Origin of the sequence: Albidovulum salinarum, assembly GCF_025673475.1 — a bacterium.
Classification (GTDB): Bacteria; Pseudomonadota; Alphaproteobacteria; order Rhodobacterales; family Rhodobacteraceae; genus Albidovulum; species Albidovulum salinarum.
Window position 1 is genome coordinate 139,831 of sequence record NZ_JAOVQO010000007.1, and the last position, 19,709, is coordinate 159,539.

Consider the following 19,709-nt stretch of genomic DNA (forward strand, 5'->3'; position numbering starts at 1 on the left):
TATACGCCGCGTGAAAGGATTTTGCCAGTGGCGGCTTCTTTTGCTCTTGACCACCCCGAGCGGGGTTCATAAAGAGGCGCCCTGTGATGGGCCCGTAGCTCAGTTGGTAGAGCAACTGACTTTTAATCAGTGGGTCACAGGTTCGAATCCTGTCGGGCTCACCACTGTACTCGCCACCGGCGCAACAAGCGGCCACGGCGAGACGCCGTTGCAGCTCCCTGCGAACCGATCCAGAGGACCTGGCGTCCGACAAGGCATTGATTTGGCGCCGTCGGGCAATCCGGCCGCTCGTTTTCCTCACACCATCCGAAACCCGCGTCTCGCGCTATTCCTCCAGCTCGGTCGGTGTCCATCCTTCGCCGGGATCGTAAAGCGTGATTGCGAAACCCTTGTCGAGCGTTTCCTCGCCGAGATCCGCCTCCAGGATCGTGCCGTTCTCGGAAGCCATGAAGCTGTGCACGCCGGATGCGCCGTAATCGGCCGGGATCGCGAGCACCGCGTGGCCGCCGATCATGTTGCCGTTGACGACATAGCTCATCTCGCCGCCGGGGGCGTTCTGGGTCTGGCCTGTCAGGATCCGGAAGTAGTAGCCCTTGTAGGGTTCGGGCGGAACGTCCTCGGTCCCGTCGTTGAACCCGTCGAGCGAGGCACGGGCGCCGGCCTCGCCGATGGGACTGTCGTCCCCCGGCCAGTAGAGCCCGTCCCGCTGACCTTCCGAAGACACCACGGATTGCGCGAATTCCATCACGCCGTCGCCGTCGTGATCGGTCAGCCGGTACTGGATCTGAAGGTCCAGATAGGCGTCGAGCAGGGTCATCACCTCGATCTCGTTCATGCCGATCTCGCGGGCGGCCATTTCCACCCGGCCTGCCTCGACGTCGAATGACCAGCCGGCGTCTCCTTGCGCGAGGGGGATGGGAAACGGCCAGCCGTCGGTACCGAGCTCGAGCACGACGCCGCCGTCTTCCTGCGGCACGAAGCGGTAACCCTCCGCGTACATTTCGAGGAACTGCCGGCGCTGGCGCCTCAGTTCCTTGCCATCCTCGGAAAAGAGATCCTCCGCCTCCTCGCCGAAGACCGCGAGGATCGCTGCGCGGTCTCGGTCCTCCACGGCCGAGATCAGGGCGGACAGCGCGTCCTGCGGGGCGTCATAGACGGCCGGGGCGGCAAGCGCGGAGGAGGTCGTCGCGACGGCAAGCAGACAGGCCGCGGTGGATGCAGGCATCTTCATGTCATCTTCTCCTCTTGATCTGCGCCGAGCCGCCCTTGTTGCCGCGCCGCGATGCGGCTTTCGTATTCTTGGCGGGCGCGGTTTTGTTCAGAGCACTGTTCCTTTTCGCGGGTGCTGCGGACTTCGCGGGCTTCTTGGGCCCCGATCCGCTCTTTGCGATCGGTTTGGAGGCGGATGGCTTTCGGGTCGCAGAGGACCGTACACCCCGGTCGCCGGACTTGGTCTTCCGAACGGCGTCGGCCTTGCGGTCGGGGCTGACCTTCGATGGTCGATCGACTTGCGGGAGATTGCCCGCCCTGTCGCGGTCGGTCCTGCGGGATATGTCGCGGGTTCCCGTCCGATTGCCGATCGAGCTGCGCAACTCGTCTTGCCTCGATGGACGTTTGTCGATCTTCAACTTGGTGTTGCCGGATTCGTTCCGGTTCCTCTCGATGCGCTGCTTGGCCTGGATCTGCCTGCTGTTGTCCGGCTTCCAGGCGATCTTGTCCCGGTCGATATCGACCCTGTTCCCGATGTTGACATTGCCGTCGACGTCGATGTCGATGTTGGGATTGCGGATGATCGGTTGACCGTTCCAGCCACCGCAATTGCGGCAGCCCCAGTAGTTGTTCCAGTCGTCGTCATCGTCGAAGATCTCGTCGATGATCGACACGGTTCCCCAGATCATGGCGCCGGTGAGCAGGACGCCACCGACATCGCTGAAGACCGTGTTGTGATCGTATTGCGGAACATAGACCACTTCGGGATTTGTCGGCTGGATGATGATGGTCTCCGCCTGGGTGGTTTCGTCGCGGGTCACCTCCACCGTTTGCTGCTCACCACTGACGAGCACCTGGTTGTTGATCGCCGACTGGCGCATGGTCTGGATGGCGCTCATGACGTCGTCGCTTTGCACTAGCATCGCGTCGCCCATCGTCTCGGTCCACTCGATGTTGTCGGCCATGTCGCCGATAACGTCGGGAAACGCGGTCGCGAGAACCTGTACGCTCATGTCCCAGTCTGTGGCCTCGATCTCCTGCTTGAGCGCGTCGGGGTCCGCATCGGGATTGGACTGCAGGAAATTGTCAGCCTTGATCACGTCGAGCGGCGCGGTCGCGGCGATGAGGATTTGCATGAGAAGCGTATCGGGATAGAGCGCGACAGGCGCGACAAGGGACTCCAGCTCTGTCTGTGTGAGCAGGGCTTCGGTGTCCGCGACGGCGGCGGTCGCGTCTCCGGTTTCGGTTCCGGTCGTTTGCGCAAGTGGTGCGGTTGCGAAGGCCAGCCCGGCGGCCACAATGCACACGGATTTGATATTCATCAACGTCCTCCCTGATAGGTGCCGTGGGCTTGAGCGCCATTTCTCGATCGGCAGACGAGAAGGTTATAAAAGTCCAGTTTGCTATTCGGTTTTGTTCGAATCTGAGCAGTGTAGCATCTTTTTTTGCCATGAGGACTCGGACGTTATGCCGGAGGTCACGAACGCCGCGCTGGGCTGCCGCCGACCCGTGCGGGCATAAACGCGGAAGGCCGGCCGCGAACAAAAAAACCCCGCCGGGGGTGCAATCCGGCGGGGCAAGGTTGTGCCGTGGTACTCCCCACAGGCACCGGCGGTAACGTGTTTCTCAATGCGGGCGGGCGTCGTCCATCTCGGCCCGGATCTGCTGGCGCAGAAGGTCGATCGGCACCATCTTCCCGTCGCGCTTGAAGTGCCAGTAGGTCCAGCCGTTGCAGGATGGTGCCCCTTCCAGATGCGCACCGACCTGGTGGATCGAGCCCTTGACGTCATTGCCAATGAGGGTGCCGTCCGCGCGCACCTTGGCCTTGAAGCGGTTGCCGATCGAGTAGAGTTCCTCGCCCGGGCGCAGCATGCCACGCTCCACGACCTGGCCGAAGGGCACGCGCGGTTCGGCGCGTTTCGACTGGCTCGTCTCCAGCGCCTCGCGGTCAAACTTGCGGATCTTGGCGATCCGTTTCGCCGCTGCTTCGCGGTAGCTCTCCTCGCGTTCGATGCCGATGAAGTCGCGGCCGAGCATCTTGGCGACGGCGCCGGTCGTGCCGGTGCCGAAGAACGGGTCGAGCACCACGTCGCCCGGATTGGTCGTGCCGACGAGGATCCGGTGCAGAAGTGCCTCGGGCTTCTGGGTGGGGTGCGCCTTGTCGCCGTTCGAGTCCTTCAGCCGCTCATGGCCGGTGCACAGCGGGATCACCCAGTCCGAGCGCATCTGCACGCCGTCGTTCAGCGCCTTCAGCGCCTCGTAGTTGAAGGTGTACTTGCCGGCTTCGGACTTCGAGGCCCAGATCAGCGTCTCATGGGCGTTGGTCAGCCGCTTGCCGCGGAAGTTTGGCATCGGGTTCGACTTGCGCCAGACCACGTCGTTGAGGATCCAGAACCCCTGGTTCTGCAGTTCCGCCCCCATGCGGAAGACGTTGTGGTAGGAGCCGATGACCCAGATCGCGCCATTGGGCTTCAGGAGACGGCGGGCGGCGGCGAGCCAGTCCTTCGTGAACTTGTCATAGGCCTTGAAGCTGTCGAACTGGTCCCAATGGTCGTCGACCGCGTCGACCTTGGAGTTGTCGGGGCGGTGCAGGTCACCGCGAAGTTGCAGGTTATAGGGCGGATCCGCGAAGATCAGATCCACCGAGCCCTCGGGCAGCGAGCGCATCACCTCGATGCAATCTCCGGCCAGAATTTCATTGCGCGGAAGCCCCAGGGCCCCCTTCACCATCGTCTTCGTCATCGCTGCCTCATCCCCGGCGTTGGCGCCGTTCTTGTTGCTTCCAAGATGAGTCAGGACCGATTCGCCGTCAAATTCTTTTTTGAATCAACGGCTTATGGTTTGGTCTTGATACAAGATATGGTGCACCGGCTTGAACGAACGTCTATGGTGTGGGGTCACACCGAGATTTCGGAGCGCCTCGAGGTGGTCTTTGGTCGGGTAACCGGCGTTTCTTTCCCAGCCGTAGCCAGGATGCTGTTGCGCCAAATCCACCATGATGCGATCGCGCCACACCTTGGCGACGATCGAAGCCGCCGCGATCGACTGCGACCGCGCATCGCCCTTCACCACCGCCTCGGCCGAAAGCGCGAGGTCGCGTGGCAGCCGGTTGCCGTCGACGAGCACATGGTCAGGCGCTTGTGCCAGCCCGGCGACCGCCCGGCACATCGCCAGATGGCTCGCCTGGAGGATGTTGAGCCGGTCGATCTCCTCGACGCTCGCCTCGGCCACGGCGACATCGGCCCGCGCCATGATCTCGGCCGCCAGTGCCTCGCGCCGGGCCTGCGTAAGTTTCTTTGAATCGTTGAGACCGGGCGGAATCCTCAGCGGATCGAGCCGCACGGCGGCGGCGACGACCGGGCCGCAGAGCGGGCCCCGGCCGACCTCGTCGACGCCGGCGACATAGATCAGGCCCCGCGCGAAGGCGGCCTCTTCGAAGCTGAAATCGGGTGTGCTGGTCATGCGGCCACCTTGCGCGGCGGGGCGGCGGGCGCAAGAAAAAAAGGGCGGGTGATGATCACCCGCCCTCAGGTCCGGCTTCGGTGCACAACATTAACCGTCGCCGACTGCTCGACCGGCCCGCGCTTCAGCGGACTCGTGCGATCTGGAACCCCCGGCTCTGGAGGCAATTCGTGCCGTAGACCGTGCGGTTGCCCCAGCGGTCGCGGATGCGGAAGGCGCAATTGTCCGGCAGGCGGTAGCCGCGGCCGAACTCGGCCAGGCAGCGCGCCGACACGACGTCGCGGCGGCCGTGCCCGCTGCGGATCGGGAACACGCATTGCGCCGGGATCAGTTGACGGCGCGCGTGGCCATAGTGCTTGTGCCGCTTGTGGGCGTGCTTGCGCTTGTAGACATGCCGGTCGTCGCGGTCGTCGCGGTCGTCGAAGTAGCGACGGTTGTCGTCGTAACCCCGGTAGGGCCGGTAAGGCTGATAGGACCGGCTCGGCGAGGCATAGCCATAGGACTTGCGCTTGTTGGACTCGTTGAGGATCAGCCCGAGCGTGATGGCGCCAAGCGCGAGGCCGAGCGCCTCGTCATTGTCGAGCGCGGCGGCCGGCGTGGCCACCATGGAGGACAGGGCTAGGGCGGCGGCGGCAGCTGCGGCGATCAGTCGATTCATCATCGTGGATCTCCTTGCTATGAGGTGGCGGGCAGGGCGCGATGCCGCCCGGGTCATGGCCGAAACTGGCGCCGGCTGCCCGGGACAAGCAATAACGCCACCTTGCTAGCGGATAACTCCGGCGCGGCACGGCTTTGTTATTGATTAGCCTTTTGCGCCGTCGCAGGTTGGCGGCATGATGAAACGCATGGCACCCATCCTCCTGGCGCTCGCCGCCCTGACGCAGGCCGATCCGGCCTCCGCCGCCTGCCGCGTCGAATACAAGGCGAAGCAGGACAATCCCCTGCGCCTCGATTTCGGCACCGCGCAACTGCCCGACAGCGCCTGCGCCTCGAAAGAGGCCGCCGCCAAGGCACTGGCGCCGAGACTGAAAAAGGAAGGCTGGACGCTGCTGGCCATTGTGTCCATCCTTGGCGGCGGATAACCGCACCGGGGACAACGAATTGGCCGAGATCACCAGCGTGACAACCGAAGCCCTGCGCTCCGGCAACCGGGTCGTGGTCTGGGGCATTGCCGGAATCGTCGGCATCCTCGCGCTCGCGGCCGTGTTCCTCTTTCTGTCGCTCCCCGACGCCAACATCTTCAACGCCCGCGTCGAGCGCATCTTCATCGAGAACGACGCGCTCACGACACGCGAGCAGATCAAGCTCCTCGAGGTTCTCGCCCAGTCCGGCACCGCCTTCGCCGAGGTGCTGACGAGCTACCGGATGGTGATCTTCGTGCTCCTGCTGTTCGCGACCGGGCTTCTGATCGCGGCGCTCGTCTTTCTCGTGATGATCGTCGCTCTCAACAAGCGCATGGGCGAGATCGAGCGTCAGGGCATCCAGATCTCCTCGCTCCTGATCAGCCGGGCGCAGAACGCGGTCGTGCTGAACAACATGGAGTTCAAGCTCACCCCCGCCGCGGTCGAGACGCTTTCAGTCCTCGCCGAGGCGCGGATGGACGACGACGTGATGTCGGGCGCCGAGATCGAGGCGGTGATCTCGGGCAAGAACGCCGCCGATTGCGACGAGAGCGCGGGCGCGATGCGGATCAAGCGATTGAGGGATGCGCTCGGAAACCAGATCGTGTCCGAGCTTCTCGTGAAGAACATCGCCCGGCGCGGCTACATGCTCGCGGTCGACAAGGATACGATCCGGATGATCTGAGCCCTTGCGCAGGGCGCGGCCAAGCCGCACTTGCGCGTGAAGGTCCGCGGAATTATACCGACGCTTCCACTTGCCGACCGGGGGGCGCGCGTGATCCAGACACCCTTCTATCTGATCGACAAGGCGAAGCTGCTTCGCAACATGGAAGTCATCGACCGGCTGCGCGAGGGTTCCGGCGCCAAGGCGCTCCTGGCGCTCAAGTGCTTTGCGACCTGGTCGGCCTTCGACCTGATGCGCGAGCATATGGACGGCACGACCTCCTCCTCGCTCTTCGAGCTGCGGCTCGGGCGCGAGAAGTTCGGCAAGGAGACCCACGCCTATTCCGTCGCCTGGGCCGATCACGAGATCGCGGAGGCGGTGGGTTACGCCGACAAGATCATCTTCAACTCGATCGGTCAGCTCGAACGCTTCGACAACCAGTCGGCGGGCATCCAGCGTGGTCTGCGCCTCAATCCGCGCTTCTCGACCTCCGGCTTCGACCTCGCCGACCCGGCGCGGCCGTTCTCTCGGCTCGGCGAATGGGACGCGACGAAGATCATGGCCGTGATCGACCGGATCTCGGGCTTCATGATCCACTACAATTGCGAGAACCGCGATTTCGACCTCTTCGACCACCAGCTTTCCCGGATCGAGGCGGAGTTCGGCGACCTTCTCGAAAAGGTCGAATGGGTCAGCCTCGGCGGCGGCATCCATTTCACCGGCGAGGGCTATCCGGTCGACGCGCTGGCAGCCCGGCTGAAGGCTTTCGCCGGGAAGTTCGGCGTGCAGGTCTACCTGGAACCGGGCGAGGCCGCGATCACCAACTCGACCTCGCTCGAGGTGACCGTGCTCGACCTTCTCAACAACGGCAAGGATCTCGCGATCGTGGACAGCTCGATCGAGGCGCACATGCTCGATCTCCTGATCTACCGCGAAAGCGCCAAGCTGCCGCAGACCGGGGATCACGAATACCAGATCTGCGGGAAATCCTGCCTGGCCGGCGACATCTTCGGCGAGGCGCGGTTCGAACGCCCGCTCGCCGTCGGCGACCGGATCTCGGTCCGCGACGCGGCCGGTTACACGATGGTCAAGAAGAACTGGTTCAACGGCGTCAACATGCCGGCAATCGCGATTCGCGAACTTGACGGGACCATCCGCCTGGTTCGCGAATTCGGCTATCAGGATTACCAGGACAGCCTCTCCTGAGGTTCCATTCCCCGCCTGACGAAGGGAGACACACCGAAGTGAAAAAGAACGTGCTGATCATTGGCGCCGGCGGCGTCGCGCAGGTCGTGGCGCATAAATGCGCGCAGCATAACGACGTGTTGGGCGCGCTGTACATTGCCAGCCGGACGAAATCGAAATGCGACGACATCATCGCGAGCGTCCACGAGAAGGGCGCGATGAAGGTCGCAGGCACGTTCGAGGCGCATGCGCTCGACGCCAAGGATACGAGCGCGGTGGCGGATCTCATCCGCAAGACCGGAAGCCAGATCGTGATCAACGTGGGCACGCCCTACGTCAACATGTCGGTCCTCGATGCCTGTATCGAGACCGGTGTCGCCTATATGGACACGGCGATCCACGAAGATCCGGCGAAGATCTGCGAAACCCCGCCCTGGTACGCGAACTACGAATGGAAGAAGCGCGAGGCCTGCGCGAAGGCGGGCGTGACGGCGATCCTCGGCGTCGGCTTCGATCCCGGCGTGGTGAATGCCTATGCGCGGCTCGCCGAGGACCAGTATCTCGACACCATCGAGTCTATCGACATCGTCGACATCAATGCCGGCTCCCACGGCAAGTATTTCGCGACGAACTTCGATCCCGAGATCAATTTCCGCGAGTTCACCGGCACGGTCTATTCCTGGCAGGGCGGCGAGTGGCGCGAGAACAGGATGTTCGAGGTGGGCAAGGAGTGGGATCTGCCTGTCGTCGGCAAGCAGAAGGCTTACATGTCGGGCCATGACGAGGTGCATTCGCTCGCCAACCGCTATCCCAAGGCGGACGTGCGGTTCTGGATGGGCTTCGGCGATCACTACATCAACGTCTTCACGGTGCTGAAGTCGATCGGGCTGCTTTCGGAGCAGCCGGTGACGACCGCCGAGGGGTTGGAGGTCGTGCCGCTGAAGGTCGTGAAGGCCTGCCTGCCCGATCCGGCGAGCCTTGCGCCCGGCTATACCGGCAAGACCTGCATCGGCGATCTGGTGAAGGGCACCAAGGACGGCAAGCCGGCCGAGGTCTTCATCTACAACGTCGCCGACCACAAGGAAGCGTTCAACGAGGTGGGCAGCCAAGGCATCTCCTACACCGCCGGCGTTCCGCCGGTCGCCGCGGCGATCCTGATCGCCAACGGCACCTGGGACGTGAAAAAGATGGCCAATGTCGAGGATCTCGACCCGAAGCCCTTCATCAGCCTCCTGAACCGCATCGGCCTGCCGACGCGGGTGAAGGATGCCGAAGGCGACCGTGCCGTCGATTTCGGCTGAGATCGCCGCTCCGAAAACAGCGAATGGCGGCGCCCCGGCGCCGCCATTCGCGTTTCCGACCTCGGACTGGGGCTATCCTGCAGCCTGCGCGCCCTCAACTCTTGTAGGGATCCTTCGGCGCCCGGTCCTGCGAGAGCGAGCCCTGTCGCCGCGCGATCAGCACCTCGATCGCGTCGGCGAGGTGGATCTCGGCGATGTTGTAGTCGCCCCGTTCCACCCGGATCCGGTGCGCCTCGTGCAGCACGTCGGCATGGCTGTAGCCGAAGGGCGGCTCGAACCTGTAGGCGGCGAGCTCCACCAGAAGGCCCAGCGGATCGCGGAAATAGATCGAATCCATGAAGCCGCGATCCTTCACGCCGGAATGGCTGACGCCGCGTTCGTCGAGCCGCTCGACGGCTTGCGAGAAGCTCGCCTTGGAAACGGCGAAGGCGATGTGGTGCACCTCGCCCGGCAACGGCCGGCGCGGCGTCGGATCGGCCGCCCGGTCCTCGTTGGTGAAGACGGTGATGAGCCGCCCGTCGCCGGGATCGAAATAGAGATGCCCTTCGCCCGGATTGTCGAGGTTGGGCTGATCGAAGACGAAGGGCATGCCAAGCAGCCCTTCCCAGAAGTCGATCGACGTCTTGCGGTCCGCCCCCATCAGCGTGATGTGGTGAACGCCCTGAGCCTGGATCTTTCGCATGGCCACCTCCGAGGATCGGATCTTAGCAGCTTCCTCCCGCGGCAGAAACGAAAGAGGCTGATGCCGGTCCGCGGGTTACATTTGCTTCGGTGCTGTCACGGCAGGCCGGTGGCGCGGGAACCGTCCGGGCAACAAAAAACCCTCGGAAAATCGAATTTCCAAGGGCTTTGGAAAGACTTGGTGCCCAGGAGAGGACTCGAACCTCCACGCCTTGCGGCACACGGACCTGAACCGTGCGCGTCTACCAATTCCGCCACCTGGGCAGGTGTCGTGACGGGCGATGTATAGGGGCCGCGATGCACTGTCAACGGGGTCCGGCACGAATCCCGCCTGCGATCATTCGCGCCTTGTTCACAACGTCGCGCGGCGCTAATCAGGGGCAAGAGCGGATGATTGCCGGAGGCTTGCCCATGTCGAAACTCGTAACGATCTACGGCGGTTCGGGATTTCTCGGGCGGTACATCGCAAGGCGCATGGCCAAGGAGGGTTGGCGCGTCCGCGTCGCCTGCCGCCGCCCGAACGAGGCGCTGTTCGTCAAGCCCTACGGCGCCGTCGGCCAGGTCGAGCCGGTCTTCGCCAACATCCGTGATGACGCATCGGTGCGGGCCGCGATGAGCGGGGCAGACGCGGTCGTGAATTGCGTCGGCACCTTCGACAAGGGCGGCCGGAACAACTTCGAGGCGGTGCAGGCCGAAGGCGCCGCGCGGATCGCTCGAATCGCCGCCGAGACCGGCGTCGGGACCATGGTCCATATCTCGGCCATCGGCGCAGACGCGCTGAGCGACAGCGATTACGCCCGCACCAAGGCCGATGGCGAGGCTGCCGTGCGGATGCATTTCCCCGAGGCGCTGATCCTGCGCCCCTCGGTCATGTTCGGCCCCGAGGACGGGTTCTTCAACCGCTTCGCGTCGATGTCGCGCCTCGGGCCGATCCTGCCCGTGGTCGGGGCGGCGACGAAGTTCCAGCCGGTCTATGTCGACGACGTCGCCAAGGCCGCGGTCAGGGGCATCCTTGGCGAGGCCCACGGCACCTACGAGCTTGGCGGCCCCGAGGTCGCGAGCTTCCGCAAGCTGATGCAGGACATGCTCGCGGTGATCAATCGCCGGCGCCTCGTGCTCAACATGCCGTTCTGGATCGCGCGGATCATGGCCTCGCTGCTGGACTTCGGCTCGGTCGTCACCGGCCGTCTGGTCAGCAACAAGGTGCTGACGCGCGACCAGGTAAAGAGCCTGCGGCGCGACAACGTCGTTTCGGACGAGGCCAAGGGGCTGGCCGATCTCGGGATCGCCGCGACCCCGTTCTCTGCGGTGGTGCCGGATTACCTCTGGCGGTTCCGGCCCTCGGGCCAGTATGACGCGATCAAGGCCTCGGCTAAGAACCTGCGCCGGCACGGCTGAACCGGCTCCCGGCGTCACGCCGACCGCGGGCTCGGGTTCCGCGGGTTTCGGGTCGAGCATCTCGAGTATCACCGGTTGGTCGCACTCTACGACAAGCTGTCCGGCGCCTCGAATGTCTTGGTCCTGTCGCAGGAAAGCCCGAAGGCCGACATGGATGGCGCGGCCAGTCGGACCGCGTGTTTCGCCGGGCACCGAGATGCCGGCAGCCGCGCCCCGTTCGAGACGCCCTGCGGGGATGTGGCCTTACCGGCCGGAGGCGCCAACCCCGAGGCCGCCGCGGGCTGAAGGACGCCTGACGGCCGCTGGCACCCGAGGATTGCCGGGGGCGGAAGGGCGGCCGACCTTGCCTCCACGCCGGGCCTTGGCTAGGCTCGCTGCCGGTTCGGTTCTGGCCAGCAAGGAAATCCCCGACAATGAGCGACACCACGCTGAGCGCCCTGCTGCTGGGCCTTCTCGAAGGGCTGACCGAGTTCATTCCGGTCTCCTCGACCGGCCATATCCTGCTCGCCGGGCATTTCCTCGGCTTCGAGAGCGCGGGCAAGACCTTCGAGGTGGTGATCCAGCTCGGCGCGGTACTGGCGGTCATGGGTGTTTATGCCGCGAAGATCGGCCGTACCATCGTCGGGTTGCCGAACGACCGCCATGCGCAGCGGTTCGCCGCCTCGGTGCTGATCGCCTTCCTGCCGGCGGTGGTCGTGGGGGTGCTTGCCCATGACGTGATCAAGACCGTGCTGTTCGAAAGCCCGCGGCTCATCGCCTCGATGCTGATCCTCGGCGGCGTGGTGCTGCTGATCGTCGATCGGCTGCCGCTGACGCCGCGCCATCATGATGCCGAGCGGTTCCCGATCCCGATGGCTTTCGGGATCGGGGTGATCCAGTGCCTCGCGATGATTCCCGGCGTCTCGCGCTCGGGGGCGACGATCGTGGGGGCGCTGGCGCTCGGGGCCGACAAGAGGTCGGCGGCGGAGTTCTCGTTCTTCCTGTCGATGCCGACGATGGCCGGGGCCTTCACCTATGATCTTTACAAGAACCGCGACGTGCTCGACCTCGGTGCGGTGTGGGAGATCGCGATCGGCTTCGCGGTCGCCTTCGTCGCCGCGGTGCTCGTCGTCAACTGGCTTCTCGGGTACGTCAGCCGGCACGGATACGGGCTCTTCGGCTGGTGGCGAATCATCGTCGGAACGGTGGCTCTGGCGGCTCTGAGTATGGGGTTCTGACAGATAGGTATCGTGTGCTGACCTAATTTAGGTCAAAAAACCTGCCCCAAAGCCGCTCGAGCCAAAAAATCCTCAAACTAGGTCAGTCATTCTGACTTTTATTTCCGAAGCCACGGGAGTAGCAATGCGCACCCTGCATTGCCTGCCCGAAGGATGTCCCATGGCCCAGAACCGCATGCTCCAGTTCGTGACCCGCGCGCGCGAGATGCCGGAAAAGCGTGAGGCCAGTGTCCGCGCACAGGATTTCAGCGAGATTTACCGCGAGTTCGCCGCCGCCAAGGCGGCCGAGCAGGCGGGCCGCTGCTCGCAGTGCGGCGTGCCCTACTGCCAGACCCATTGCCCGCTGCACAACAACATCCCCGACTGGCTGCGCCTGACCGCCGAGGGCCGGCTGCAGGAGGCCTACGAGCTTAGCCAGGCCACCAACACCTTCCCCGAGATCTGCGGCCGGATCTGCCCGCAGGATCGGCTTTGCGAGGGCAATTGCGTCATCGAGCAGTCGGGCCACGGCACCGTGACCATCGGCGCGGTGGAGAAGTACCTGACCGACACCGCCTGGGACAATGGCTGGGTCAAGCCGGTCAAGCCGGCTACCGAGCGCACCGAAAGCGTCGCGATCATCGGCGCCGGGCCGGGCGGGCTCGCCGCGGCGGACGTGCTGCGGCGGCGGGGCCTGCAGGTCACGGTCTATGACCGCCACGACCGCGCCGGCGGCTTGCTGACCTACGGCATCCCCGGCTTCAAGCTGGAAAAGGACGTGGTGATGCAGCGCATCGCCCAGCTCGAACAGGGCGGCGTGCAGTTCGTGCTGAACTGCAACGTCGGCGAGGACATCAGCTTCGACGCGATCCGCGGCAAGCATGACGCGGTGATCATCGCCACCGGCGTCTACAAGAGCCGCGACCTTTCCGGCCCGAACGCCACCGCCGCGGGCATCGTCCGGGCGATCGACTATCTCACCGCTTCGAACCGCAAATCCTTCGGCGACGAGGTGCCGGAGTTCGACTCCGGCGAGCTCGATGCCAAGGGCAAGCGCGTCGTCGTGATCGGCGGCGGCGACACCGCGATGGACTGCGTCCGCACCGCGATCCGCCAGGGCGCGCAGTCGGTGAAATGCCTCTACCGCCGCGACCGCGCCAATATGCCGGGCTCGCAGCGCGAGACCGCCAATGCCGAGGAGGAGGGCGTCGAGTTCGTCTGGCTCACCGCGCCGAAGGGCTTCACCGCGGGCGACGCGGTCGAGGGCGTTCTGGTGCAGCAGATGCGGCTTGGCGCGCCGGACGCGTCGGGCCGGCAGTCGCCCGAGGTGATCGAGGGCGCGGATTATGTCGAGGACGCCGATCTGGTGATCAAGGCGCTTGGCTTCGAGCCCGAGTACCTGCCGAAGCTCTGGGGTTCGGAAGGGCTGGAAGTGACGCGCTGGGGCACGGTGAAGGCCGATTTCCGCAGCCATGCGACCAGCCTGCCCGGCGTCTTCGCGGTGGGCGACATCGTGCGGGGCGCGAGCCTCGTGGTCTGGGCGATCCGCGACGGGCGCGAGGCGGCGGAAAGCGTGCTCGACTACCTCGCCGGGGCGCAGGCCGTCGCGGCGGAATGAGCCGGAGCGGCGCGGTGGCGGCGTCCTGTCGGCAAGTTGTATGGCATCCGGTCCGTTCACCGGATCCGAGGATAGGTTAATCGGTCAGGTCCGCTGACCCGGAGGATGAAGGAAGTCTGAACGTGACACGGATCGGCGCGATCATCGGCCTCGGCGTCCTGGCGCTCGGCCCGGCCCTGCCGGCGTCGGCGGGCGGCAAGTTCAAGGCACCGGAGGGCTGCGAGGTCTTCACCACGGTCCAGCTTCGCGGCTGCCAAGTCTCGCAGCACTACCGCTGCGAGAAGGACCAGCCGGGCGACCAGTGGGCGGTCTATCTCGACCAGGACGGCCCGTTCTATGCCAGCCGCGTCGATGCCGAGACCCGCTGGGTCGAAAGCTACGACCTGACCACCGGCGAACGTGACACGATTCTGTCGGAGGCCGATCCGGCCTCGTTCACCATGTTGCTCGCCACCGGGCGCGACGATTACGACTTCCGGATCAAGAGCTCGACCGGCGAGGTCCGCCATTACACCGGCTGGGACACGCTGACCGGCGAGGCGGTGACGATCGACGGCGTGGTTCTGGAGCGCACGAAGTTCGACCTGACCGCGGAGGCCGAGGACGGCACGGTGCTCTGGCACCGCTCCGGCCAGCAGTTCGTGCATCACGACTGGCGGCTCTTCTTCGCCGACCAGGAGACCTTCGAGGCCGGTTCCGGCGAGACCGAGAGCCGCACCGACACGCCGGTCGATTTCGCCTTTCCCGGCGACAAGGGCTTCCTTGCGACCGAGCCGAGCTACGACTGCAACATGACGATGACGCAAGCCGAGCTGCCGATCGATGGCGAAGGATACCGGCAATGAGCGCCAGGACCCTGACCGGGCACTGCCTCTGCGGCGCGGTGACCGTCACGATGGAGCCGGCGAAGCCCGAGCTCAACGCCTGCCATTGCGGCATGTGCCGGCGCTGGACCGGCGGCGTCTTCATCGAGATCGACGCCCGGCCCGGCACGCTGAAGGCGGAGGGGCCGGTGCGGTCGTTCCGGTCCTCGGACTGGGCGGAGCGGGCCAGCTGCGCGACCTGCGGCTCGCCGCTCTGGTACCGGCTGACCGATCCGAAGGCGGATTTCCACGCCGTTTCGGCGGGGCTCTTTGACGATGCCGGGGGCTTCCCCCTGACCAAGGAAATCTATGTCGACCGCAAGCCCGGAGGCTTCGCTTTCGCCGGCGACCACCTGCGGCAGACGGAAGCGGAATTTCTCGCCTCGATCGGGGTGAGTGCAGAAGGAGAAGGCCAATGACGCGGTTCGATGCAGAGTGGATGGCGGCCGAGGAGGCCAAGCGCCAGTGGATGGCGGAGAACTCGCTCTACCGCGCGGAGGACGAGCATTCGTCCTGCGGCGTGGGCCTCGTGGTCTCGATCGAAGGCAAGGCCTCCCGCAAGGTCGTGGAGAACGGGATCGACGCGCTGAAGGCGGTCTGGCACCGGGGCGCGGTCGATGCCGACGGCAAGACCGGCGACGGCGCGGGGATCCATGTGCAGATCCCGGTCAAGTTCTTCTACGACCAGATCCGCCGCACCGGCCACGAGCCCGACATGAAGGCGCTGGTCGCGGTCGGCCAGGTCTTCCTGCCGCGCACCGATTTCGGCGCGCAGGAGAGCTGCCGCACGATCGTCGAGACCGAAGTCCTGCGGATGGGCTATTACATCTACGGCTGGCGCCATGTCCCGGTGAACACGGAAGTGCTGGGCGAGAAGGCCAATGCGACGCGGCCCGAGATCGAGCAGATCCTGATCAAGAACTCCAAGGGCGTCGACGAGGAGACCTTCGAGCGCGAGCTCTACGTCATCCGCCGGCGGATCGAGAAGGCCGCGGCGACCTCGGGGATCGCGGGGCTCTATCTCTGCTCGCTGTCGTGCCGGTCGATCATCTACAAGGGCATGATGCTGGCCGAGCAGGTCGCGGAGTTCTATCCCGACCTCAAGGACGAGCGGTTCGAGTCTGCCTTCGCGATCTATCACCAGCGCTATTCGACCAACACCTTCCCGCAGTGGTGGCTCGCCCAGCCGTTCCGCATGCTCGCCCATAACGGCGAGATCAACACGCTAAAGGGCAACCTCAACTGGATGAAGAGCCACGAGATCCGCATGGCCTCGGCGACGTTCGGCGAGCAGGCGGGCGACATCAAGCCGATCGTGGCGCAGGGCTCGTCGGATTCGGCAGCACTCGATGCGGTCTTCGAGGTGCTGGTGCGCGCCGGGCGCTCGGCGCCGATGGCCAAGACCATGCTGGTGCCCGAGGCCTGGTCGAAGTCGGCCGTCGAGATGCCGAAGGCGTGGCAGCACATGTATGCCTATTGCAACGCGGTGATGGAGCCCTGGGACGGGCCGGCGGCGCTTGCGATGACCGACGGGCGCTGGGTCTGCGGCGGGCTCGACCGCAACGGCTTGCGTCCGATGCGCTATGTCATCACCGGCGAGGGGCTCCTCATCGCGGGCTCCGAGGTCGGCATGGTGCCGGTCAACGAGGCCGGGGTGCGCGAGAAGGGCGCGCTCGGGCCGGGGCAGATGATCGCGGTCGACATGGTGGAGGGCAAGCTCTACCACGACGCCGAGATGAAGGACAAACTCGCGGGCGCGCAGCCCTACGCGGACTGGCTGTCGAAGGTCGTCGATCTCAACGCGATGATGCACGACGTGCCGGAAGTGGCGCTCTTCGAGGGCGCCGAACTGCGCCGGCGCCAGATCGCGGCGGGCTATTCGCTGGAAGAGCTCGAGCAGGTGCTGGCACCCATGGCCGAGGACGGCAAGGAGATGGTGGCGTCGATGGGCGACGACACCCCGGCGGCGGTGCTGTCGAAGACCTACCGGCCGCTGTCGCACTTCTTCCGGCAGAACTTCTCCCAGGTCACCAATCCGCCGATCGACAGCTTGCGCGAAAGCCGGGTGATGAGTCTCAAGACCCGGTTCGGCAACCTCAAGAACGTGCTCGACGAGGACAGCAGCCAGACCGAGATCCTGGTCTTGGAAAGCCCGTTCATCGCCAATGCCGAGTTCGACGAGATGGTGCGCCAGTTCGGCGCGAGCGTGGCCCATATCGACTGCACCTTCGCGGCGGGCGGCCAGCAGGACGCGCTCCGGCAGGGGCTGGAGCGGATCCGCGCCGAGGCCGAGGACGCGGTGCGCTCGGGGGCGGGGCATATCGTGCTGACCGACCAGCACCAGGGCGAGGACAAGGTGGCAATGCCGATGATCCTTGCGACCTCGGCGGTGCACAGCTGGCTGACCCGCAAGGGGCTCCGGACCTTCTGCTCGATCAACGTGCGGGCCGCCGAATGCATCGACCCGCATTACTTCGCGGTGCTGATCGGCTGTGGCGCCACCACGGTCAACGCCTATCTCGCGCAGGATTCGATCGCCGACCGCGTGCGGCGCGGCCTGATCGAGGGCACGCTGGTCGAGGCGATGCGGCGCTATCGCGACGCGATCGACGCGGGCCTTCTTAAGATCATGTCGAAGATGGGGATCTCGGTCATCTCCTCCTATCGCGGAGGCTTGAACTTCGAGGCCGTCGGGCTGTCGCGCGCGATGGTGGCGGAGTATTTCCCCGGCATGCATTCGCGGATCTCGGGGATCGGCGTCAGCGGCATCCAGCACAAGCTCGAAGAGGTTCATGCCAAGGGCTGGACCTCGGGCACCGACGTGCTGCCGGTCGGCGGCTTCTACAAGGCGCGCCGCTCGGGCGAGAAGCACGCCTGGGAAGCGCAGACGATGCACATGCTGCAATCGGCCTGCGACCGGGCGTCCTATGACCTCTGGAAGCAGTATTCGGCCGCGATGCGGGCGAACCCGCCGATCCATCTGCGCGACCTTCTCGACATCAAGGCTTTGGGCCGGCCGGTGCCGATCGAGGAGGTGGAATCGATCACCTCGATCCGCAAGCGGTTCGTGACGCCGGGCATGTCGCTCGGCGCGCTGAGCCCCGAGGCGCACAAGACGCTCAACATCGCGATGAACCGGATCGGCGCGAAGTCCGATAGCGGCGAGGGCGGCGAGGACCCGGCGCATTTCGTGCCCGAGCCGAACGGCGACAACCCCTCGGCCAAGATCAAGCAGGTGGCCTCGGGCCGCTTCGGCGTGACGGCGGAATACCTCAACGCCTGCGAGGAACTGGAGATCAAGGTCGCTCAAGGAGCGAAACCCGGCGAGGGCGGCCAGCTTCCGGGCATGAAGGTGACGAAGCTCATCGCGCGCTTGCGTCACTCGACGCCCGGCGTGACGCTGATCTCGCCGCCGCCGCACCATGACATCTACTCGATCGAGGATCTGGCGCAGCTGATCTACGACCTGAAGCAGATCAACCCGCGCGCCAAGGTGACGGTGAAGCTGGTGGCCTCCTCCGGCGTCGGCACGATTGCCGCGGGCGTGGCCAAGGCCAAGGCCGACGTGATCCTGATCTCGGGCCACAATGGCGGCACCGGGGCCTCGCCTGCGACCTCGATCAAATACGCGGGCCTGCCGTGGGAGATGGGCCTGACCGAGGCGCATCAGGTTCTCGCGATGAACAAGCTTCGCGACCGGATCACGCTCCGGACCGATGGCGGGCTGCGGACGGGTCGCGACATCGTCATCGCGGCGATGATGGGAGCCGAGGAATACGGCATCGGCACCGCCGCGCTCATCGCGATGGGCTGCATCATGGTGCGCCAGTGCCAGTCGAACACCTGCCCGGTCGGCGTCTGCACCCAGAACGAGGCGCTTCGGCAGAAGTTCACCGGCTCGGCCGACAAGGTGGTGAACCTCATCACCTTCTACGCCCAGGAAGTGCGCGAGATCCTCGCCCAGATCGGCGCGCGGTCCTTGGACGAGGTGATCGGGCGGGCGGATCTTCTGAGCCAAGTGAGCCGCGGTTCGGCGCATCTCGACGATCTCGACCTCAATCCCCTCCTCATCACCGTCGATGGCGCGGAGAAGATCGTCTACGACCGCTCGAAGCCCCGGAACGTGGTGCCGGATACGCTCGACGCCGAGATCATCCGCGATGGGGCGCGGTTCTTCGAAGACGGCGAGAAGATGCAGCTTTCCTATGCGGTGCGGAACACCCACCGCACCATCGGGACGCGGGCGTCGAGCCTCATCGTGAAGAACTTCGGGATGCGCAACGCGCTGCAGCCGGACCACCTGACGGTGAAGTTGACGGGCTCCTGCGGTCAGTCCTTGGGCGCCTTCGCGGCGCCGGGGCTGAAGCTCGAAGTGGCGGGCGATGCCAACGACTATGTCGGCAAGGGCCTCTCGGGCGGTCTCATCGTGGTCAGGCCGCCGATGGCCTCGCCGCTTGAGGCGTCGGAGAACACGATCATCGGCAACACCGTGCTTTACGGCGCGACCGACGGCTATCTCTTCGCCGCCGGCCGCGCGGGCGAGCGCTTCGCGGTCCGGAACTCGGGCGCGAAGGTGGTGATCGAGGGCTGCGGATCGAACGGCTGCGAGTACATGACCGGCGGCGTCGCGGTCATCCTCGGCCGGATCGGCGCGAACTTCGGCGCCGGCATGACCGGGGGCATGGCCTATGTCTACGATCCCGACGGCAAGTCCGAGGAGCTGATGAACCTTGAAAGCCTCGTCACCTGCGCGGTGAGCCACCCGCATTGGGAGGCCGAGCTCAAGGGGCTGATCGAGCGCCACGCGGCCGAAACCGGCAGCGTCAAGGCCAACCGCATCCTGCAGCACTGGGAGAGCGAGCGGGCGAACTTCCTGCAGGTCTGCCCGAAGGAGATGCTGGTCCACCTGCCGCATCCCCTGAGCGCGGACGCCGAGGCGGTTCCGGCCGAATAGGCGGGCGCGCCAAGATCATCGGGGCCGGGCGGAGTGCCCGGTCCCGTGCTTTCCGGC

Annotated in this window: 17 protein-coding genes and 2 tRNA genes; 12 read left to right on the top strand and 7 right to left on the bottom strand. The window is 65.4% G+C overall.

What is annotated here, in order from left to right:
* The first annotated feature begins 88 nt into the window (after positions 1–88).
* Positions 89–164: transfer RNA gene (locus OEZ60_RS09150), tRNA-Lys, on the top strand.
* Between the two features lie 161 nt (positions 165–325).
* Here OEZ60_RS09150 and OEZ60_RS09155 read toward each other — a convergent pair.
* The 5 genes from OEZ60_RS09155 to OEZ60_RS09175 form a co-directional block, all read right to left on the bottom strand.
* The gene (locus OEZ60_RS09155) at positions 326–1,231 is read right to left on the bottom strand and encodes a DUF2950 domain-containing protein (protein WP_263335289.1); all 906 of its coding nucleotides are present in this window, start codon (positions 1,229–1,231) and stop codon (positions 326–328) included.
* Between the two features lies 1 nt (position 1,232).
* The gene (locus OEZ60_RS09160) at positions 1,233–2,531 is read right to left on the bottom strand and encodes a DUF3300 domain-containing protein (protein WP_263335290.1); all 1,299 of its coding nucleotides are present in this window, start codon (positions 2,529–2,531) and stop codon (positions 1,233–1,235) included.
* Positions 2,532–2,835: 304 nt separating this feature from the next.
* Positions 2,836–3,951 (bottom strand): site-specific DNA-methyltransferase, encoded by a 1,116-nt coding sequence (locus tag OEZ60_RS09165; protein WP_263335292.1) that lies wholly within the window; start codon positions 3,949–3,951, stop codon positions 2,836–2,838.
* 84 nt (positions 3,952–4,035) lie between these two features.
* The gene (locus OEZ60_RS09170; RefSeq protein WP_263335294.1) at positions 4,036–4,671 is read right to left on the bottom strand and encodes a ribonuclease HII; all 636 of its coding nucleotides are present in this window, start codon (positions 4,669–4,671) and stop codon (positions 4,036–4,038) included.
* 124 nt (positions 4,672–4,795) lie between these two features.
* Complete coding sequence (locus OEZ60_RS09175) at positions 4,796–5,332, bottom strand: hypothetical protein (RefSeq protein ID WP_263335295.1); 537 nt, start codon at positions 5,330–5,332, stop codon at positions 4,796–4,798.
* Between the two features lie 184 nt (positions 5,333–5,516).
* Between OEZ60_RS09175 and OEZ60_RS09180 the strand changes: the two genes are divergently transcribed.
* From OEZ60_RS09180 to OEZ60_RS09195, 4 genes are all read left to right on the top strand, one after another.
* Positions 5,517–5,753, top strand: coding sequence for a hypothetical protein (locus OEZ60_RS09180; RefSeq protein WP_263335298.1), 237 nt, complete (start codon positions 5,517–5,519; stop codon positions 5,751–5,753).
* Between the two features lie 19 nt (positions 5,754–5,772).
* Complete coding sequence (locus OEZ60_RS09185) at positions 5,773–6,477, top strand: winged helix-turn-helix domain-containing protein (RefSeq protein ID WP_263335412.1); 705 nt, start codon at positions 5,773–5,775, stop codon at positions 6,475–6,477.
* A 90-nt stretch (positions 6,478–6,567) separates the two neighbouring features.
* Positions 6,568–7,662 (top strand): carboxynorspermidine decarboxylase, encoded by a 1,095-nt coding sequence (locus OEZ60_RS09190; RefSeq protein WP_263335299.1) that lies wholly within the window; start codon positions 6,568–6,570, stop codon positions 7,660–7,662.
* A gap of 38 nt (positions 7,663–7,700) precedes the next feature.
* Positions 7,701–8,942: a saccharopine dehydrogenase family protein gene (locus OEZ60_RS09195; RefSeq protein ID WP_263335301.1), complete on the top strand. Its 1,242-nt coding sequence runs from the start codon at positions 7,701–7,703 to the stop codon at positions 8,940–8,942.
* A gap of 94 nt (positions 8,943–9,036) precedes the next feature.
* On the opposite strand, the gene OEZ60_RS09200 is transcribed toward OEZ60_RS09195, so the two are convergent.
* A complete protein-coding gene (locus OEZ60_RS09200) occupies positions 9,037–9,624 on the bottom strand; it encodes a VOC family protein (protein WP_263335302.1) in 588 nt (195 codons plus the stop codon).
* A gap of 178 nt (positions 9,625–9,802) precedes the next feature.
* Positions 9,803–9,887 (bottom strand) — tRNA-Leu (locus OEZ60_RS09205).
* 147 nt (positions 9,888–10,034) lie between these two features.
* Between OEZ60_RS09205 and OEZ60_RS09210 the strand changes: the two genes are divergently transcribed.
* The 7 genes from OEZ60_RS09210 to gltB all read left to right on the top strand — a co-directional run bounded on the left by OEZ60_RS09210 (position 10,035) and on the right by gltB (position 19,652).
* Positions 10,035–11,021: a complex I NDUFA9 subunit family protein gene (locus tag OEZ60_RS09210; protein ID WP_263335303.1), complete on the top strand. Its 987-nt coding sequence runs from the start codon at positions 10,035–10,037 to the stop codon at positions 11,019–11,021.
* A gap of 75 nt (positions 11,022–11,096) precedes the next feature.
* The gene (locus OEZ60_RS09215; protein ID WP_263335305.1) at positions 11,097–11,306 is read left to right on the top strand and encodes a hypothetical protein; all 210 of its coding nucleotides are present in this window, start codon (positions 11,097–11,099) and stop codon (positions 11,304–11,306) included.
* Positions 11,307–11,434: 128 nt separating this feature from the next.
* Entirely contained in the window at positions 11,435–12,238 is an 804-nt protein-coding gene (locus tag OEZ60_RS09220) for an undecaprenyl-diphosphate phosphatase (RefSeq protein ID WP_263335307.1), read from the top strand.
* A 160-nt stretch (positions 12,239–12,398) separates the two neighbouring features.
* Positions 12,399–13,835, top strand: a complete 1,437-nt coding sequence (locus tag OEZ60_RS09225; RefSeq protein ID WP_263335308.1) for an NAD(P)-dependent oxidoreductase — start codon at positions 12,399–12,401, stop codon at positions 13,833–13,835.
* Between the two features lie 122 nt (positions 13,836–13,957).
* A complete protein-coding gene (locus tag OEZ60_RS09230; protein WP_263335310.1) occupies positions 13,958–14,680 on the top strand; it encodes a hypothetical protein in 723 nt (240 codons plus the stop codon).
* Positions 14,677–15,117, top strand: coding sequence for a GFA family protein (locus OEZ60_RS09235; RefSeq protein ID WP_263335311.1), 441 nt, complete (start codon positions 14,677–14,679; stop codon positions 15,115–15,117). The genes OEZ60_RS09230 and OEZ60_RS09235 overlap by 4 nt, the downstream gene beginning before the upstream one ends.
* The gene (gene gltB, locus OEZ60_RS09240; protein WP_263335313.1) at positions 15,114–19,652 is read left to right on the top strand and encodes a glutamate synthase large subunit; all 4,539 of its coding nucleotides are present in this window, start codon (positions 15,114–15,116) and stop codon (positions 19,650–19,652) included. The genes OEZ60_RS09235 and gltB overlap by 4 nt, the downstream gene beginning before the upstream one ends.
* Positions 19,653–19,709: the final 57 nt, after the last annotated feature.

Coding starts and splice junctions, on each gene's coding strand:
- OEZ60_RS09155 (WP_263335289.1), bottom strand. CDS start 1,231: ATGAAGATGCCTGCATCCACCGCGGCCTGTCTGCTTGCCGTCGCGACG.
- OEZ60_RS09160 (WP_263335290.1), bottom strand. CDS start 2,531: ATGAATATCAAATCCGTGTGCATTGTGGCCGCCGGGCTGGCCTTCGCA.
- OEZ60_RS09165 (WP_263335292.1), bottom strand. CDS start 3,951: ATGACGAAGACGATGGTGAAGGGGGCCCTGGGGCTTCCGCGCAATGAA.
- OEZ60_RS09170 (WP_263335294.1), bottom strand. CDS start 4,671: ATGACCAGCACACCCGATTTCAGCTTCGAAGAGGCCGCCTTCGCGCGG.
- OEZ60_RS09175 (WP_263335295.1), bottom strand. CDS start 5,332: ATGATGAATCGACTGATCGCCGCAGCTGCCGCCGCCGCCCTAGCCCTG.
- OEZ60_RS09180 (WP_263335298.1), top strand. CDS start 5,517: ATGGCACCCATCCTCCTGGCGCTCGCCGCCCTGACGCAGGCCGATCCG.
- OEZ60_RS09200 (WP_263335302.1), bottom strand. CDS start 9,624: ATGCGAAAGATCCAGGCTCAGGGCGTTCACCACATCACGCTGATGGGG.
- OEZ60_RS09210 (WP_263335303.1), top strand. CDS start 10,035: ATGTCGAAACTCGTAACGATCTACGGCGGTTCGGGATTTCTCGGGCGG.
- OEZ60_RS09220 (WP_263335307.1), top strand. CDS start 11,435: ATGAGCGACACCACGCTGAGCGCCCTGCTGCTGGGCCTTCTCGAAGGG.
- OEZ60_RS09225 (WP_263335308.1), top strand. CDS start 12,399: ATGGCCCAGAACCGCATGCTCCAGTTCGTGACCCGCGCGCGCGAGATG.
- OEZ60_RS09235 (WP_263335311.1), top strand. CDS start 14,677: ATGAGCGCCAGGACCCTGACCGGGCACTGCCTCTGCGGCGCGGTGACC.
- gltB (WP_263335313.1), top strand. CDS start 15,114: ATGACGCGGTTCGATGCAGAGTGGATGGCGGCCGAGGAGGCCAAGCGC.